The organism is Flagellimonas marinaquae, from assembly GCF_003992675.1.
Lineage (GTDB): Bacteria > Bacteroidota > Bacteroidia > Flavobacteriales > Flavobacteriaceae > Flagellimonas > Flagellimonas marinaquae.
The window spans coordinates 662846-680111 of the sequence record NZ_RZMZ01000015.1 but is presented as its reverse complement, the minus strand read 5'-3'; the positions used below and the strand labels follow the sequence as shown (position 1 = coordinate 680111).

The following is a 17266-nucleotide window of genomic DNA, read 5'->3' as shown; positions in this document are numbered from 1 at the left end:
TGTTTTGAATTTGTAAATTTCGTTGGAAAAGCAATTTGCCCTGATGAACTTCTTAGCGCATATTTATTTATCGTTCGATGATAAGGAAATCACTCTGGGCAATTTTTTTGCGGACCATATCCGTGGGAACAAGTACAAGCATTTTCCCGATAGAATTCAAAAAGGCATCCTGCTGCATCGGGAGATAGATACCTTTACCGATGCACATCCTATCGCAAGACAAAGCAGCAAGCGCCTCCATAAAAACTACAGCCATTACAGTCGTGTGATCGTCGATATTTATTACGATCATTTTTTGGCCAAGAACTGGACGGATTATTCGAATGTTCCCTTGGCCGATTACGTGGAAAACTTCTATGATTTACTGGAAGACAACTACGATATCCTGCCTATGGCCACCAAACGGATGATGCCCTACATGATTGCCGATAACTGGCTACTCAACTATGCCAATCTAGCGGGAATCCAAAGCGTACTCAACGGAATGAACCGAAGGACCAAGAACAAATCCCGAATGAATTTTGCCATTTTGGACCTGGAGGAACATTACGAGGAATTTGAAAACGAGTTCACCAACTTTTTTAAAGAATTGATTACCTTTTCCAACCAAAAATTTATTGCCCTATGCGAAGACTGATACTCTTTTTGCCCCTGCTCCTATTCATCAACTGTAAACAACAGCCCGCAACACCGACCGGACTTGTCACTGAAAAAGCCATGGTGGTCTCCGCGCGTGAAGAAGCTTCCCAATTGGCTTCGGACATCATGAAAAAAGGAGGAAATGCCTTTGATGCCATGGTAGCCACCGAACTTAGCTTGGTCATAGCCTACCCTTTCGCCGGTAGTGTTGGCGGAGGTGGTTTTATGGTCTATCGCAAAAGCAATGGCGAAGTCGGCGGTATCGATTATCGGGAAAAAGCACCCCTCGCCGCCCACAAGGATATGTATTTGGATTCCTTGGGCAACGTTATCCCCGGCTTAAGTACTTCGGGCGGGACAGCCGTAGGCGTACCGGGAACCGTTGCAGGTGTGTTGGAAGTCCATAGAAAATTTGGAAAATTACCGCTAAAGGAAATCATTGAACCTATCATCGCATTGGCCAATAAAGGCGTTGTGGTCACCGAGAAACAAGCGGAACGATTAGCCGGATATCGGGAGGATTTCATCAAGGCGAATAGCGATAGTACCAAATTTGCGGGACCTTTTACCGCAGGCGACACCATCAAATATCCGACCTACGCCAAAACACTTCAAAAAATCATGGAAGAAGGGCGTGACGGTTTTTACAAAGGAGAAGTAGCCGAGAAGCTGGCCAATTTTGTCCAAGAAAATGGCGGTTTGATTACCGTGGAAGATTTGGAAAAGTACGAAGCCGTTTGGCGAGACCCCATCGTTTTTAACTACAAGGACATTAAGGTGATCTCCATGAGTCCACCGAGCAGCGGAGGCGTCACCATCAATCAAATATTCAAAATGATGGAACCTTACGAGGTGGCCGACTATGGACATAACTCCGCAAAGACCATCCAATTGTTTACCGAGGCCTCACGAAGAGCCTACGCCGATCGCAATTACTATCTGGGCGACCCCGATTTTGTGGATATCCCATACGATATGCTATTGAACGATGACTACATTCAGGAGCGGATGGCCAATTTCTCTTTTGACAAGGCTACCTTGTCCTCTGAGGTGAGCCGTGGCGAGGTCGAGATTGTAGAGAGCGCGCAGACCACCCATTTTTCCATCGTGGATAGTGAAGGTAATGCGGTCTCGGTCACATCCACCTTAAATGGGGGCTATGGTTCCAAGCTGTATTGTGAAGAACTTGGTTTCTTTCTGAATAACGAAATGGACGATTTTAGCGCCAAACCAGGTGTTCCCAATATGTTTGGGCTTATCGGTGCAGAAGCGAACAGTATTCAACCCGAAAAGCGCATGCTCAGTAGCATGACGCCAACCATTGTGGAAAAGGATGGCAAATTATATATGGTAGTAGGGACGCCCGGAGGTTCTACGATTATCACTGCAGTCGCACAAACGATTTTAAACGTGTATGAGTTCAACCTAAGCATGCAAGAGGCCGTAAATGCGCCTCGTTTCCACCACCAATGGCTGCCGGACATGGTGATTTTTGAACCCGAAGGTTTTTCGGATGAACTCAAGGAACAACTAAAGTCAAAAGGATACATCATCAACGAGGAACGCACCCCAATAATAGGTAAAGTAGATGCCATCCGTGTGCTTCCCGATGGAAGATTGGAAGGCGGAGCGGACAAACGTGGAGACGATACCGCCGTTGGATTCTAAATTTCAGCCTTATGCAATTTGATGTTGTGGTATTGACGGACCATAGATATGTGTCCCCAACAAAAAAGACAGCCTATATTGAAAATGTATTGCGAGAAGACCAACTGGTCGTGGATGCATTGCGAAACCAAGGGTTGACCGTAAGCCGAAAAGCGTGGGACGACCCCAATTTTGACTGGTCCACTACCCGATTTGCGCTATTTCGCACCACTTGGGACTATTTTGATCGCTTTGCCGAATTTTCAAAATGGTTAGAGACGGCATCGCAAAAAACACAGTTTATCAACTCCAAGGAACTCATCTATTGGAATATTGATAAACACTATTTGCAAGATTTAGCCATGGCGGGAGTGACCATCCCCAAAACGCTTTTCATTGAAAAAGGCTCAAAGATGACACTTTCCGAAGCTATTGCCAGAGCAAGTCTGGAATGTGGATTATCGACAGATACTTTTATTCTAAAGCCCTGTGTATCAGGAGCGGCCCGCCATACCTATAAAATGGAGAGGGAAGAAATAGGCAAATATGAATCCATTTTTCAGGAACTGATAGCTGAAGAGGCTCTAATGCTGCAGGAATTTCAGCACCACATTGTTTCTGAAGGGGAAATCTCCATGATGCTATTCCACGGAGCCTTCACCCATGCCGTATTAAAAATTGCCAAAGCCGGGGATTTTAGGGTCCAGGATGATTATGGGGGAACCGTGCATGACTACCACCCAACCGATGAGCAGATTGCATTTGCGCAAACTGTAGTACATGCGGCCCCACAATTACCCATGTATGCGCGAGTGGATACTTTTAAGGACAATGAGGGGAATTTGGCCTTGGCCGAGCTGGAAATTTTTGAACCCGAACTATGGTTTCGTTTAAAACCTGAAGCTGCAGACCTATTGGCGAAAGCGATAAAAAATAGCTGTTTGACCCAAGAAGTTTAAGTCAGAAACCCCACTAGCCCACATGCGTTGATACCCTATCTCAAAATGAAAGAAATAAGATACTTATTCATAGTTATGGCCTTTACTGGTATGGCCCAAAAGCAAACGACAGGTGAACTGGTGGCCCTAGACCACGCTTTTTATGATTACTTGGATAAAAATGCAACAATAGAGGTGCTCGCCGACGGGTTTATTTGGTCCGAAGGCCCCGTTTGGGTCAAAGAAGGTGATTTTTTGCTGTTTTCGGATGTTCCGCAGAACACCATTTTCAAGTGGAAGGAGAATGAAGGGATTTCTGAATTTTTAAAACCTTCAGGATATACCGGAATTCTGCCCTACAGTAACGAACCCGGTAGCAACGGACTCATCATAAACAATAAAGGCGAGCTGGTAGCCTGCGAACATGGCGACCGTAGAGTTTCACGAATGCCCTTGTCAAATGGAGGGAAGATTACCATTGCAGACCATTGGGAGGGCAAACGGTTCAACAGCCCCAACGATATTGTACAAACCTCCAATGGCACCTATTATTTTACCGACCCTCCTTACGGGCTTCCCGAGCAACAAAATTCAAATACCCGTGAAATTGATGCCTTTGGGGTGTATAAAATCGACCAAAACGGTCAAGTGAATATGGTCATCGATTCGCTTTCCCGTCCCAATGGGGTTGCCCTCTCGCCTGACGAAAAAATCCTGTATGTCAATCAATCCGACAGTAATGCACCATATATTATGGCCTACCCCGTTCAACCAGATGGTTCACTGGCCAAAGGGCGTATCTTTTTTGATGCATCGTCATTATTGGAAGAAGGGTTGATGGGTTCCTTGGATGGGTTAAAGGTGGCCATAGATGGGACTATTTTTTCCACTGGTCCTGGAGGGGTATTGGTTTTAACTCCAGGTGGACAACTTTTGGGGCGTATCGCCACAGGACAGCGTACGGCCAACTGTGCTTGGGGCGACGATGGTTCGACCCTCTACATGACCGCCCATTCTTACTTGATGAGAATTCAAACAAAAACAACAGGCTTAGGATTCTAAAGGCTATTTGGCAATCTGTTTTTTCAGCTCTTCCATGGATTGTTGTAGCTGTTTCAACAAGCCCGTTTCCGTTGTGGCATCCACATTAAAGGTCAACTTGCTGCTTACCTCCCAAATTTCTTGGATTTGGAACGGTTTGATTTCGTAAGGCGGATAGGTCTCGTTCAGGGAAACCAAGGTAATATTATTTGAATTTGGCTTTCGCTCAATTTTCTTCACCATCACGGAATCTTGAAGCACTACCACGTACATTTTATTGGGACTCACATGGTCGATGTGCTCAATGGCCCGTGCCAAAACCCAATCATTGGGCCTCAAATTGGGGAGCATACTATCACCTTCCACCTGAAAACCCCGATAGGTCGCATTGCGAAATTCGGGAATGGGCATATCAAAGGCAGGTAACTGTCGGTACCAGCTTGTATCGGAAATATTCTGAGGATACCCTGCTGCAGCCTTGGCATTCACCATCACCATGTTGTCGTTATCGGAATTATCCACGGTGACGACCTTGGGAATGACACTGGTTTTTGAAGTGTCCAAATGCTTTTGGTCGCTTTCACCAAATAACCACAATGGGTTGATTTTGAACTGCTTCAAAAGCTCAGTAACCACCTTGCCCGATAACTTGGTCCTCCCCCGCTCGATATCGGCAGTTGTATTTTTCACGCCCAACAATTGGGCGAACTCCGTTTGGGTGTATCCGAGTTCCCTTCGGATATCAGTAAATCGTTTTAGGGTTATTTCATTTTCCATCATCTAGTCAATAATGTCCTGTCGAGCGCAGTCGAGACATTATGCAGTATTTTAATCTCGAAAGCAATGATAAAGACAATCTATTCTCAAATATAGGGTATTTGGATTATTTCCAAAACTTTTTATGGATTATTTCCAATATTTGGATTTTTTCCATATTTTTGATTGGAATATTTCCAAGTTATGAATTTCGACCGAATACGCGAAAAACTGAACATTTTGGCAGACGCTGCTAAATACGATGTGTCCTGTGCCAGTAGTGGAAGTAATAGGACCAACGCAAACAAGGGGTTGGGTAATGCTTCCAAAATGGGAATTTGCCACAGCTATACTGCGGATGGGCGTTGCGTGTCGCTTTTAAAGATTCTGCTCACCAACCATTGCATTTTTGATTGTGCCTATTGTGTAACACGGAAAAGCAATGATGTTCCAAGGGCAGCCTTCAAGGTACAGGAGGTAGTTGACCTAACTATCAATTTTTATAGAAGAAACTATATCGAAGGGCTCTTTTTGAGTTCCGGGATATTTAAAAGTCCCGATCATACCATGGAACGCCTGATTGCGGTGGCCAAAAAGCTCCGCGAAGAAGAGAATTTCAACGGTTACATTCATTTAAAGTCCATCCCTGGGGCAAGTGACGAGTTGATGTACGAAGCGGGGTTATACGCGGATAGACTTTCGGTGAATATTGAGGTGCCCACCGTATCGGGGCTTAAATTGCTGGCGCCGGACAAAAAACACGAGGATTTTACCAAACCCATGGAAAAGGTGAAAAATGAAATCGTTCGATACACTTCGGAACGTAAAATCATAAAAAGCACACCAAAGTATGCCCCTGCTGGACAAAGCACCCAAATGATTGTTGGCGCCTCTGGTGAATCCGATAAGGACATCATGTATTCAGCCACCTACTATTATAAAATGTACCATATGAAACGGGTCTATTATTCAGGTTATGTGCCCGTAACCCACGATTCGCGTTTGCCTGCCATTGGGACCCAAGTGCCCATGTTACGTGAGAACCGGTTGTACCAAACCGATTGGCTATTGCGGTTTTATGGTTTTTCGGTAAAGGAATTACTGAACAAGCAGCATCCTAATCTGGATATGGACGTGGACCCAAAGCTTTCATGGGCCTTGCGCAACCTGCACCACTTTCCTGTGGATGTGAATACGGCAGACAAACGATTGCTTGCACGGATTCCGGGAATTGGATTGCGGTCCGTAGACAAAATTATAAAAGCTAGAAAGTTCCGAAAACTGAACTGGGACCATCTCAAAAAAATGGGAGTGGCCCTCAACCGTGCCCAATATTTTATGGTGTGCGACTCCCGCTACTGGGAACGCCGTGATTTGGATGCGGATAAGATAAAAGGTATGATTCTGCAAAATTCCACCGGGAAATTTCGAGACCAATACAGTACACAATTGTCTTTGTTCAACTAAAAATGGGCAATTGACAAATAGGTCATTTGGAAAGCAAGTTCAAAATGACATCAAAAAACAAAAAAGTATGTGTTATGAATGCTTCAACAACCTTAGTCTATGATGGCAGTTTTAACGGATTTTTGACCGCCGTCTTTGTCGCCTTTGATGAAAAAATCAATGTGGCCGATATTCAAAAGAATAATCAAACCCAAAGCGGGCTGTTTTCGGAGACCGAGACGGTCTTTACCCATGTGGAAAAGGCGAAACGCGTCTGGAACGGTATCCGAAACAAGAGTCACAATGCCATTTCCCATGTGTATTTTGCCTTTTTGAGCGAAACCGAAGGGATAGAGCTTATGTTGTACAATTACATTCAAAAATTAATGCGCGACAAAAACGGAAAGTACTTGGATTACTCTGATTCCACGGTGTTGCACATTGCCCAATTGGCCAAAAAAGTAGGGCGTGAAAAACACCGTATGGAAGCCTTTGTTCGGTTTCAGTTGACCAAGGACGGTATCTATTTTGCCAATATTGAACCGGACTTTGATGTATTGCCGCTCATCTCCAAGCATTTTCGAAACCGCTATGCAGACCAAAAATGGTTGATTTATGATGTGAAGCGCAAATACGGTATCTATTATGACCTAGACCATGTGGAAATGGTATCCTTAAACCTAAAGGACATCCATCACAACAGAACGGTTAAAAGCGATGCCTTTGCCAATGTGGAATACGAATACCAGACCCTTTGGAACGATTATTTTAGAAGTACCAATATTGCGTCACGCATCAATCCTAAATTGCATGTGCAACATGTGCCCAAGCGGTATTGGAAGTATTTAAGTGAGAAGAAAGAGGCAGTTTAATCAGCCCTTCCCCTTCTCCCCCACAAAATGGTCGCTTTTGGCCTTGAAGAGCACATTAAAACTGGTCAAACTGCCATAAATACGAGTTATATACTGTTGTAGGTCCACTTTTTCTTGGTCGTCCAAGTTTTTGCTACTATTGATTTTCTGCTCCATCACCCGGATGCGATCGCGCACCATTACAATCTTATGAAAAAAAGTGTCAATGGGCATTTCCTTATTTGCCGTGCCGTCCCCCGGCTCCAAAATAAGATTGCCTCCTTTCCATTTATCCGCCATCGGTACTTTTTCGTGGGTATCACTCCATTTTTCCAAAATCTTGACCAAGGAGCGCTCCACATCAAAAAAACTGACGCTGTCCACTTCGTCTTCCACACCTTCAATCACTTCAATATCTACATCCAAATCGATGGTTTCCAATCCATTTTCCATAAAAGTAACCCAATAATGTTTGGATGAAACGTTGGTCACTACACCTTTACCATATTCGGGATGCTCGATTCTTGAGCCAATGCCTAAAATTTTCATAATTGCCATTATTTTGTACGTTCAAATTTAGAATTTTTGATTGTTTGCCCTAACTTCGAAGATGGTTTTATAAACCAACTTTCATGGAACCACAAAAAATAAGGGCAAAGCTCGGGGAGTTGGCCTCAACTTCCATCAGTGGTAACGATATCAGTTCATCATGCCTGTACGTATCCGCTTTGGCGGTTTTGCATGCGGGTCAATATGCTTGGATTTCTTTATTGATTGTTGGTGTCGTTCTTTTTTTGTTCCGAAAAATTTATGGTGAAGTCGTAGGAGCACTACCGATGAATGGCGGTGCCTACAACGCATTACTGAACACGACCAGCAAGGGAATGGCATCTTTGGCTGCCTCCCTGACCTTATTGTCTTACATGGCCACAGCTGTCATTTCGGCCAATGAAGCCATGGCCTATCTCAGAAATATTGTCCCGCAATTACCCGTTATTTTGGCAACAATTGGTCTTTTGGCCATTTTTATGGGCTTGGTCATTATTGGTATTGGTGAATCTTCAAAAGTCGCGATTGCTATTTTTATCTTTCATCTTTCTTCACTGGTACTGCTGTCTTCTTTTGCTGGAATATATCTTTTTGAACATGGCTGGGAGGTCTTTAGCGATAATAACGCCCAACCCATAAAGCACGGGGCGTTGCCCATGGCTCTGTTTTTTGGTTTTTCTGCAGCCATGCTCGGTATTAGTGGTTTCGAAAGCTCTGCCAACTTTGTGGAAGAACAAAAAAAAGGGGTCTTTCCAAAAACTTTGCGCAATATGTGGGTCGTGGTTACCATTTTCAATCCATTGATTGCGTTTTTAGCTCTGGCCGTTTTGCCCATTTCTGAAATAGAGTCCAATAGCGAGGCGTTATTATCCATTATGGGAAACCAAGTTAGTGGAGGTTGGCTCTCGTTTTTGGTATCACTGGATGCAGTATTGGTTCTGAGCGGTGCGGTGCTCACTTCTTTCGTCGGAGTCTCCGGTTTAGTGGAACGCATCACTTTGGATAGAATCCTTCCTCCTTTTTTGTTGAAGCGGAACAGCAACGGCAGTACCTATCGTATTGCTATCGTATTTTTTATGCTCTGTGTTTCCATATTGTTGATTACCGAAGGAAATCTGGAAGCCTTGGCTGGAGTGTACACCATAGCTTTTTTATCTGTAATGGCCCTTTTTGGAATTGGGAATATTTTATTGAAAGTAAGGCGTAAGAACCTGCCACGCCCAGAACGTTCTGGATGGCTTTCGTTGTTGATTGCCATACTGGCCGTTATTACTGCACTGGTAGGGAACATTATACTGAACCCAGATTACCTGGCGGTTTTCATGGAATATTTTATTCCTACCATAGCCTTAGTCTTGGTGATGCTGAACCGAACCGCTTTACTAAAACTTCTTTTGCGCCTTATTCGATATTTTTTGGATCCCATCAATCGCTTTATGGTAAAATCTTATCATAGTATCAATCGAGTAATAGACCGTATCAACGATCAGGAGTTCGTGTACTTCACGAAGAAGGATGATGTTTCTGCCTTGAACAAAGTTTTGCTATACATCCGAAATAACGAGCACACCCGTAAATTGAAGATTGTCTCTGTTTTTCCAGAAGGAGAGAAGGCCGCAGACAGTTTTGTTTCTGATTTAAATGTATTGGACAGGGAATATCCTGAAATTAAAATCGAATACATCCAGCTGAATGGGGAGTTTACTCCCGAATTAATAAAGGAACTCTCCAACCGTTGGAATATCCCTATAAATTTTATGTTTATTGGGAGTCCCGGGGACAAATTCCCCTATCCATTACAAGATCTTGGCGGCGTCAGATTAATTATTTGATTTGACCGGACTTTCAGTTGAATGTTTTTTATCATCCTTTGGTCGGCTTTCAAAATCTGCCAATACCTTGTAAAAATCTTGATAAATCGCCTCAGCGTTTACGCTTGTGTAAAAATTAATTTCCCTATTCCCGCTGTCGTGGGATGTTCTCACAACAGTAGTTTTACCCAATTCTGGCCTTAGGAAAGCAGCCGTTAACGCCAAGTCCCAAAGCACCCTGCTCTGGCGAGCACCATCCAAATGGTCGTCCCATCGCTTCAGCAAAAAACGGCCCAACGAACCATTTCCAATGGCATCCGAGAGCTCTTTATAACCAATTTCCATAGCCACAGCTACATTAATAGGCATAATATTCATGGTAACATTGGAATCTAGCAGATAATCCAACGCAAAAGGGTCCATCAGTGCGTTGAAATCGTTTCGTTTTAGAGTTCCCGTTTCAAAATCCATGGTTGTTCCTAACCAATAGACCTCAAGTTTTTCAGCAATTTCTGGTCTAATGAACACGGCGGAGGCTACATTGGTCAATCCGCCCAATACCAAAATAGTTATCCTGTCCTTTTGCTCCGCTTGGGCTATAATTTCATAGGCTGCGGCCGAATGTTGTGCCCTGTCGCCCCAATCGTACATACGGGCCGGCGCTCCACGCAAAGTCCTAATCTGTAGATCCATTTCTCCCAAGAGCTGCTGGTTGAGACGGTGGCTATTTTCCATGGTCCTATCCTCGGCCCAATGACTGGTTTGCCAATGTGCCGCATTCAAAGCGGTAATGTGTACCGTGGTATCCACCAAAACACGTACAAGCGCGTAAAAATCGTCTACCTCGTTGCCGGTATCGGCATCCACGATCACTTGTCGGGTTTGTCCTAAACCAAAGGCGAAACCACCAAAAATTAACATAAGGGTGAAAATGCGGTGCAACAAAAGTTTAGAATTCATTTTTTTGGAAATTTAATCCCTAAACTTACTGCTTATTTTATCAAAATGGTAACGGGCTTTGGCTTCCTTTTTAGATCTCAAATCGCTACATTTGAGGTTTGCTATGATTTATGATCAATTACGAAGAACATATTGAGGTAAAGGGCGCTCGGGTCCATAATCTCAAAAATATAGATGTCACCATTCCACGCGAAAAATTGGTTGTGATTACGGGGCTTTCGGGAAGCGGTAAGTCTTCGCTTGCCTTCGATACCATTTATGCGGAGGGACAACGCAGATATATTGAAACCTTTTCAGCTTACGCCCGCCAGTTCTTGGGTGGATTGGAGCGTCCGGATGTGGATAAAATCGATGGGCTATCACCTGTTATTGCCATTGAGCAGAAGACTACCTCCAAATCCCCACGCTCCACCGTCGGCACCATCACCGAAGTATATGATTTCCTAAGGCTGCTCTTTGCGCGTGCCGGGGATGCCTACAGTTACAATACGGGCGAAAAAATGGTAAGCTACAGCGATGAGCAAATCAAGGATCTGATCATTGAAACCTATAAGGACAAAAAAATCAATGTGCTTGCTCCAGTCATCAAATCCAGAAAAGGACATTACCGAGAACTTTTTGAACAGATTGCAAAGCAAGGGTTCGTTAAGGTAAGGGTCGATGGCGAAATAGTCGACATCACCAAGGGCATGAAGGTCGACCGTTATAAAACTCACGATATCGAGATTGTCATCGACCGATTGAAAGTCGGCGACAGTGAGGATTTTCACAAGCGATTGAGTGAAACCATCAACACCGCAATGTATAGTGGCGATAATGTGCTTATGGTGCTGGAAGAGGGAGAAAAGGTGCCCAGATATTTCAGTAGGGATTTAATGTGTCCTTCCTCGGGCATCTCTTACCCTACACCAGAGCCCAACACGTTTTCGTTCAATTCGCCCAAGGGAATGTGCCCCGAATGCAGCGGATTGGGCCATGTGTATCAGGTAAATGAGAGCAAAATTATCCCGAACAAAAAAGTTTCCATCAAATCTGGCGGACTTGCTCCGCTCGGGGAATATAAAAAGTCTTGGGCCTTTAAGCAGTTGGAAACCATAGCCCAACGCTACAATTTTGATCTATCGGATGCCATTGAAAAGATTCCGCAAGAAGCCATGGATGTTATTCTGAACGGCGGCAAGGAAAGTTTTGAGGTCGACTCCAAAAGTTTGGGCGTCAAACGGCAGTACAAAATCGATTACGAAGGAATCTCGAATTTTATCAAAACCCAGTATGAAGAGGCCAACTCCTCTTCCATAAAACGATTGGCCAAAGACTACATGGACAAAGTTAAGTGCCCATCATGTGAAGGTTCCCGTCTACGCAAGGAGTCGCTTTACTTTAAAGTTGATGGCAAGAACATCGCCGAGTTGGCACAGATGGACATTGCCGAACTAGCTAGTTTCTTCCAGCATTTGGAAGATACCTTGGAGGGCAACCAAAAAATAATTGCGGAAGAAATCATTAAGGAAATCAAGGCACGAGTAGGCTTTTTATTGGATGTTGGGTTGGATTACTTGTCCCTCAACCGCAGTTCAAAATCCCTTTCGGGCGGTGAAGCGCAGCGCATTCGGTTAGCTACTCAAATTGGTTCCCAATTGGTCGGGGTGCTCTATATTTTGGACGAGCCGAGCATTGGTCTGCATCAACGGGACAACGAACGGTTGATTCGTTCGCTGGAATCGCTACGGGACATTGGAAACTCCGTTATCGTAGTGGAACACGACCGTGACATGATCGAAAGTGCCGATCACGTCATCGATATTGGCCCCAAAGCGGGAAAGCATGGCGGTGAAATCATATCACAAGGGAATCCTAAGGAATTGATTGACCAGCATACCCTTACTGCACAATATATCACAGGGGAATTGGAGATTCCAGTTCCGGAAAAAAGACGGAAAGGAACAGGAAAGAAAATTACCCTCTCCGGATGTACGGGGAACAATCTTAAGAATGTGACCGTAGATTTCCCTTTGGGAAAACTAATCGGGGTCACGGGCGTTTCGGGAAGTGGAAAGTCTACTTTGGTCAACGAAACCCTCTACCCTATCATGAATGCCCATTATTTTAACGGCGTCAAAAAACCGATGCCTTATAAAAAAATTACCGGGTTGGAACATATCGATAAGGTAATCGATATCAATCAATCCCCTATTGGGCGAACCCCAAGGTCCAACCCTGCGACATACACAGGCGTTTTCAGTGAAATACGCTCCCTATTTGCCAAGACCACCGAAGCAACTATCAGAGGCTACAAACCTGGACGTTTTAGTTTTAATGTGGCTGGTGGAAGGTGCGAAACCTGTCAAGGAGGAGGTCTTAAAGTCATCGAAATGAACTTTTTGCCCGATGTATATGTGGAATGCGAGACCTGCAATGGTAAAAGATTCAACCGGGAAACCTTGGAAATACGCTACAAAGGGAAGTCCATAGCCGATGTCCTGGAAATGACCATCAACGAAGCGGTGGATTTTTTTGAGAACATACCCAAAATTCATCGCAAACTCAAAACAATAAAAGATGTAGGTTTGGGTTATATATCATTGGGGCAACAGTCTACAACCCTTTCCGGAGGTGAAGCGCAACGGGTCAAATTGGCCACGGAGCTTTCCAAACGGGATACCGGTAACACGTTTTACATCCTCGACGAACCTACTACCGGCTTGCACTTTGAAGACATTAGGGTACTTATGGAAGTGCTCGACCGATTGGTGGACAAAGGCAACACCATTCTGGTGATAGAACATAACATGGACGTTATAAAGATGATGGACCATATTATCGATATTGGTTATGAAGGTGGAAAAGGTGGTGGCGAAGTGGTCGCAACCGGTACGCCCGAAGAGGTGGCCAAGGACAAGACAAGTTACACGGCTCGGTTTTTGAAGAAAGAATTGGAGAGCACCAAACAGAAAATAAAAAGCGCAGTCTAAACAATAGAATTACTATGCAAATGCGAAAGGAACAACATTCCAAGGGATGGAATGAGATAAAGACAAACGATTCATGGGCCATATTCAAGATTATGGGCGAGTTTGTCAATGGATTTGAAAAAATGAGCGTAATTGGCCCCTGTGTATCCATTTTTGGATCTGCCAGGGTTCGTGAAGGGCACCCCTATTATGATTTGGCCGTAAAAATCGCAAAGCGTATTGCCGAGGCGGGCTACGGGGTCATTACGGGTGGTGGTCCTGGAATTATGGAAGCAGGGAACAAGGGAGCCAATTTAGCGGGTGGCACCTCGGTTGGACTGAACATAGACCTACCTTTTGAGCAACATGACAATCCATACATCGATAGTGATAAAAGTCTGGATTTTGATTACTTTTTTGTCCGCAAGGTGATGTTTGTGAAATATTCGCAAGGTTTTGTGGTAATGCCGGGAGGTTTCGGAACATTGGATGAGTTCTTTGAGGCTCTCACCCTTATCCAAACGCACAAAATACATACCTTCCCCATTATTTTGGTCGGAACCGAATTTTGGAAGGGGTTGATGGATTGGATCAAAAGTACATTGGTAAAAGAGGGCAATATCAGCCCTAAAGATTTGGACTTGATCAAATTGGTGGATACCGAGGATGAAGTAATCGAAATCATTGATGCCTTTTACAAAGGCCGAACCTTGAGTCCCAACTTTTAATCTGGTTTCGTATTGGTGAATTTTAAAACGTTTTTCCGAATCCTATTTCTGATTTCAATAGCGTGCCCCCAACTTTGGGGTCAGCACACCAATGAGATTGTGGCCACTTTGGACGGGCCAACAGACCAAATACGCATTCGGCAACACTTCACCTATCACAACCAATCGGACAAGGGGCTTTCCACCCTGTATTTCAATGACTGGAATCATGCTTATTCCAACAAGAACACCGCCCTTGCCAAACGTTTTGGGGAAGAGTTCAATAGAAGCCTGCACTTGGCAAAAGACAGGGAAAGAGGCTATACCACCATTAAGACCATTGTGGACAACAATTATGCTGGACTGGATTGGAAAAGGGAGGGCAATGCGGATATCATCACGGTAAACTTGAACGAGGTCCTTAAGCCCGGTGAATCCATACAGCTATTTTTTACCTATACCATCAAGCTTCCAAGTGCTAAATTTACTGGATATGGGCATCGAGATGATGGAGGTTTTCATTTAAAGGACTGGTATTTTACCCCAGCTGTTTTTGATGGGGAATGGCATTTGTACAACAATATCAACCTTAACGATATTTATACCGATGTTGCCAATACCCGAATCAATTTCACCTTTCCGGAAAACCTGTTTTTGGTGTCCAATTATAGAAAATCCAGCGTGTCCACTTTTCCTGGAGGGCAACATACACAGTTAATCGGAGACAATAGAAAGAATTGTGAAATCATTCTAAACAGGGATGACCGGTTCACCAAACACGTAACGGATTATGTTACTATCTCTACCGATATCGAATCGAACAAATACGAGGAGATTTCACAGGGTATCTCCATTTTAAAGATTGCCCAGTTCCTTCAGGAAAATTTGGGTTCTTTTCCACACGGGCACCTATTGGTTTCGGAATTTGACTATAACCGCTCGCCGCTCTACGGCATCAATCAGTTGCCATCATTTATAAGACCCTACGAAGAACAGTTCCAGTTCGAGATGAAGTTTCTCAAAACGGCTATACGAAGCTACTTGAAAGAATCACTTTATTTGAATCCTAGAAAGGAACGCTGGGTGAACGATGCCATAGGGTACTACTTGATGATCAAGTATGTGGAAGCGTTCTATCCAGACCAAAAACTGATAGGAAAACTTTCCAAAATTTGGGGCGTACGCAGCTTTCACTTGGCAAAAATGGATTTCAATGAGCAATATGCACTTTTCAGCATGCTCTCGGCCCGTAAGAACATCGACCAGGCCTTGACCACCTCCAACGATTCCCTGATTAAATTCAACGAAAGGATTGCCAATGGGTATAAAGCTGGATTGGGCATGTCCTATCTTTCCGCCTATTTGGGTGAAAAAAAGATAGATAGCACCATTTTGGATTTTTACAAAAATTACAAACAGCAACAAAGGGTAAGTGCTTCAAACTTTAGGGAGACTATTGAAAGGTATGCGAACAAGGACGTCAACTGGTTTTTTGAAGAATATGTAGCATCGGACAAAAAAATCGATTTCAAGATCAAGAGTCTGGAAAAAACTGAGGATTCCATCACATTTTTGCTCAAGAACAAACGGGGCACCAATGTCCCCATATCCCTTTTTGGACTGGAAAAGGACTCTGTGGTCTCCCAATACTGGTTTAGCAATATTGATTCCACCAAGAGTTTTACAATACCCCGGGGAAGTGAAGATCGTCTGGTATTGAACTACGATCAAAAAATCCCGGAATTCAACCAGCGAGATAATTGGAAAACCTTGAATGGTTGGTTTTCCAGTAATAAAAAACTAAAGTTTCAATTTTTTAAGGACACCGAGGACCCTTATTACAACCAGGTGTTTTACGTGCCCATCATGAACTTTAACCTCTATGATGGTGTAACCCCAGGGTTGCGCCTGTACAACAAAACGTTCTTGGAGCGCCCGTTTGAATATGACATTGCCCCCACCTACTCCTTTTTGGAGCGCACCATGGTGGGCAAAGTAGGATTCCGGTATCGAAAGTATCATAACAAAACAGGGTTATTTGTAACCAATTATTCGTTTTCGGCCTCCACATCGCACTTCGAACAAAATTCAAGGTTTTCTACGGTGACACCGGCCGTCACCTTTGGTTGGCGACCCAACGATTTGCTATCCAACCGAAGGCAATATTTGTTATTGCGTTACCGAAACGTTTTTAGGAGTATTGACGAAAGTTTGCAGGGTGAATTGGAGACCGACCCGGATTATGGGGTCCTGAACGCCCGATTTACCGATGTGGACAACAGCATAATCAACTACTCTTCGTGGTCCATTGATGCCCAGCACTCTAGCGAATTCAGTAAACTTGCCTTTGAGTGGGAGTATCGGAAACTGTTCCAGAGCAACAGGCAATTGAACCTTCGTTTTTATGCTGGTAAGTTTTTGCGCAACACCACCAATTCCAATTTTTTCAGCTTTGCGCTGGACCGTCCGACAGATTACATGTTCGATCTTGCCTATTTGGGACGATCGGAAGATTCCGGTATTTACAGCCAACAAGTCATCATTGCCGAAGGGGGATTCAAATCAAAGCTAGAGAATCCATTTGCGAACGATTGGATAGCCACCACCAATGCAAGCGCGAACATTTGGAGGTGGATAGAGGCGTATGGCGATCTTGGTTTCATCAAAAACAAAGGAGAGAATACCCGTTTTGTGTACGACTCCGGTATCCGCCTCAACTTGGTGACAGATTACTTTGAACTTTACTTTCCCGTGTATTCCAACAGAGGTTGGGAAATTGCACAAAATGACTATGGTCAACGTATCCGATTTATTGTTACCTTAAGTCCTAGAACGCTTACCGGTCTGTTTACCCGAAAGTGGTTTTGATTATCAATTTGATAATCCAATAGCTTATTTTGTGTGATTTTTTGAAATATCATCATTTATTGTGATAAATTATTGATGGTAATTGATTTTATTAACAGTGTC

At 44.0% G+C, this 17266-nt stretch carries 13 protein-coding genes; 10 read left to right on the top strand and 3 right to left on the bottom strand.

Annotated features, from left to right (window positions below; translation table 11 throughout):
- Positions 1 to 43 precede the first annotated feature (43 nt).
- From EO130_RS12415 to EO130_RS12400, 4 genes are read left to right on the top strand one after another with little or no spacing between them, the layout of a single operon-like run.
- Positions 44 to 637 (top strand): acyl carrier protein phosphodiesterase, encoded by a 594-nt coding sequence (locus EO130_RS12415; RefSeq protein ID WP_127141823.1) that lies wholly within the window; start codon positions 44 to 46, stop codon positions 635 to 637.
- Positions 625 to 2307 carry a gamma-glutamyltransferase gene (ggt, locus tag EO130_RS12410; protein WP_127141822.1) on the top strand — a complete coding sequence of 561 codons (1683 nt, stop codon included), beginning with the start codon at positions 625 to 627 and terminating at the stop codon, positions 2305 to 2307. Before EO130_RS12415 ends, ggt begins: the two co-directional genes overlap by 13 nt.
- Positions 2308 to 2318: 11 nt before the next feature.
- On the top strand, positions 2319 to 3245 hold the full coding sequence (locus EO130_RS12405) for an ATP-grasp domain-containing protein (RefSeq protein ID WP_127141821.1): 927 nt from the start codon (positions 2319 to 2321) through the stop codon (positions 3243 to 3245).
- Positions 3246 to 3290: 45 nt separating this feature from the next.
- Positions 3291 to 4286, top strand: coding sequence for an SMP-30/gluconolactonase/LRE family protein (locus EO130_RS12400; protein WP_127141820.1), 996 nt, complete (start codon positions 3291 to 3293; stop codon positions 4284 to 4286).
- Positions 4287 to 4289: 3 nt separating this feature from the next.
- Here the strand turns inward: EO130_RS12400 and EO130_RS12395 are convergent, their stop codons facing one another.
- Positions 4290 to 5042 (bottom strand): XRE family transcriptional regulator, encoded by a 753-nt coding sequence (locus EO130_RS12395; protein WP_127142087.1) that lies wholly within the window; start codon positions 5040 to 5042, stop codon positions 4290 to 4292.
- 183 nt (positions 5043 to 5225) lie between these two features.
- On the opposite strand from EO130_RS12395, the gene EO130_RS12390 reads away from it, so the two are divergent.
- A complete protein-coding gene (locus EO130_RS12390; RefSeq protein ID WP_127141819.1) occupies positions 5226 to 6488 on the top strand; it encodes a putative DNA modification/repair radical SAM protein in 1263 nt (420 codons plus the stop codon).
- A gap of 74 nt (positions 6489 to 6562) precedes the next feature.
- Complete coding sequence (locus tag EO130_RS12385; RefSeq protein WP_127141818.1) at positions 6563 to 7339, top strand: TIGR03915 family putative DNA repair protein; 777 nt, start codon at positions 6563 to 6565, stop codon at positions 7337 to 7339.
- On the opposite strand, the gene EO130_RS12380 is transcribed toward EO130_RS12385, so the two are convergent.
- The gene (locus tag EO130_RS12380; protein ID WP_127141817.1) at positions 7340 to 7867 is read right to left on the bottom strand and encodes a hypothetical protein; all 528 of its coding nucleotides are present in this window, start codon (positions 7865 to 7867) and stop codon (positions 7340 to 7342) included. It lies immediately after the preceding gene.
- Positions 7868 to 7950: 83 nt separating this feature from the next.
- Between EO130_RS12380 and EO130_RS12375 the strand changes: the two genes are divergently transcribed.
- Entirely contained in the window at positions 7951 to 9699 is a 1749-nt protein-coding gene (locus EO130_RS12375) for an APC family permease (protein ID WP_127141816.1), read from the top strand.
- On the opposite strand, the gene EO130_RS12370 is transcribed toward EO130_RS12375, so the two are convergent.
- The gene (locus tag EO130_RS12370; RefSeq protein WP_127141815.1) at positions 9688 to 10638 is read right to left on the bottom strand and encodes a nucleoside hydrolase; all 951 of its coding nucleotides are present in this window, start codon (positions 10636 to 10638) and stop codon (positions 9688 to 9690) included. The genes EO130_RS12375 and EO130_RS12370 overlap by 12 nt on opposite strands.
- Before the next feature lie 110 nt (positions 10639 to 10748).
- On the opposite strand from EO130_RS12370, the gene uvrA reads away from it, so the two are divergent.
- From uvrA to EO130_RS12355, 3 genes are read left to right on the top strand one after another with little or no spacing between them, the layout of a single operon-like run.
- Positions 10749 to 13610 carry an excinuclease ABC subunit UvrA gene (gene uvrA / locus EO130_RS12365; protein WP_127141814.1) on the top strand — a complete coding sequence of 954 codons (2862 nt, stop codon included), beginning with the start codon at positions 10749 to 10751 and terminating at the stop codon, positions 13608 to 13610.
- Positions 13611 to 13630: 20 nt separating this feature from the next.
- A complete protein-coding gene (locus EO130_RS12360) occupies positions 13631 to 14317 on the top strand; it encodes an LOG family protein (protein ID WP_127141813.1) in 687 nt (228 codons plus the stop codon).
- 15 nt (positions 14318 to 14332) lie between these two features.
- Entirely contained in the window at positions 14333 to 17164 is a 2832-nt protein-coding gene (locus EO130_RS12355; RefSeq protein ID WP_241244350.1) for a gluzincin family metallopeptidase, read from the top strand.
- Positions 17165 to 17266 lie beyond the last annotated feature (102 nt).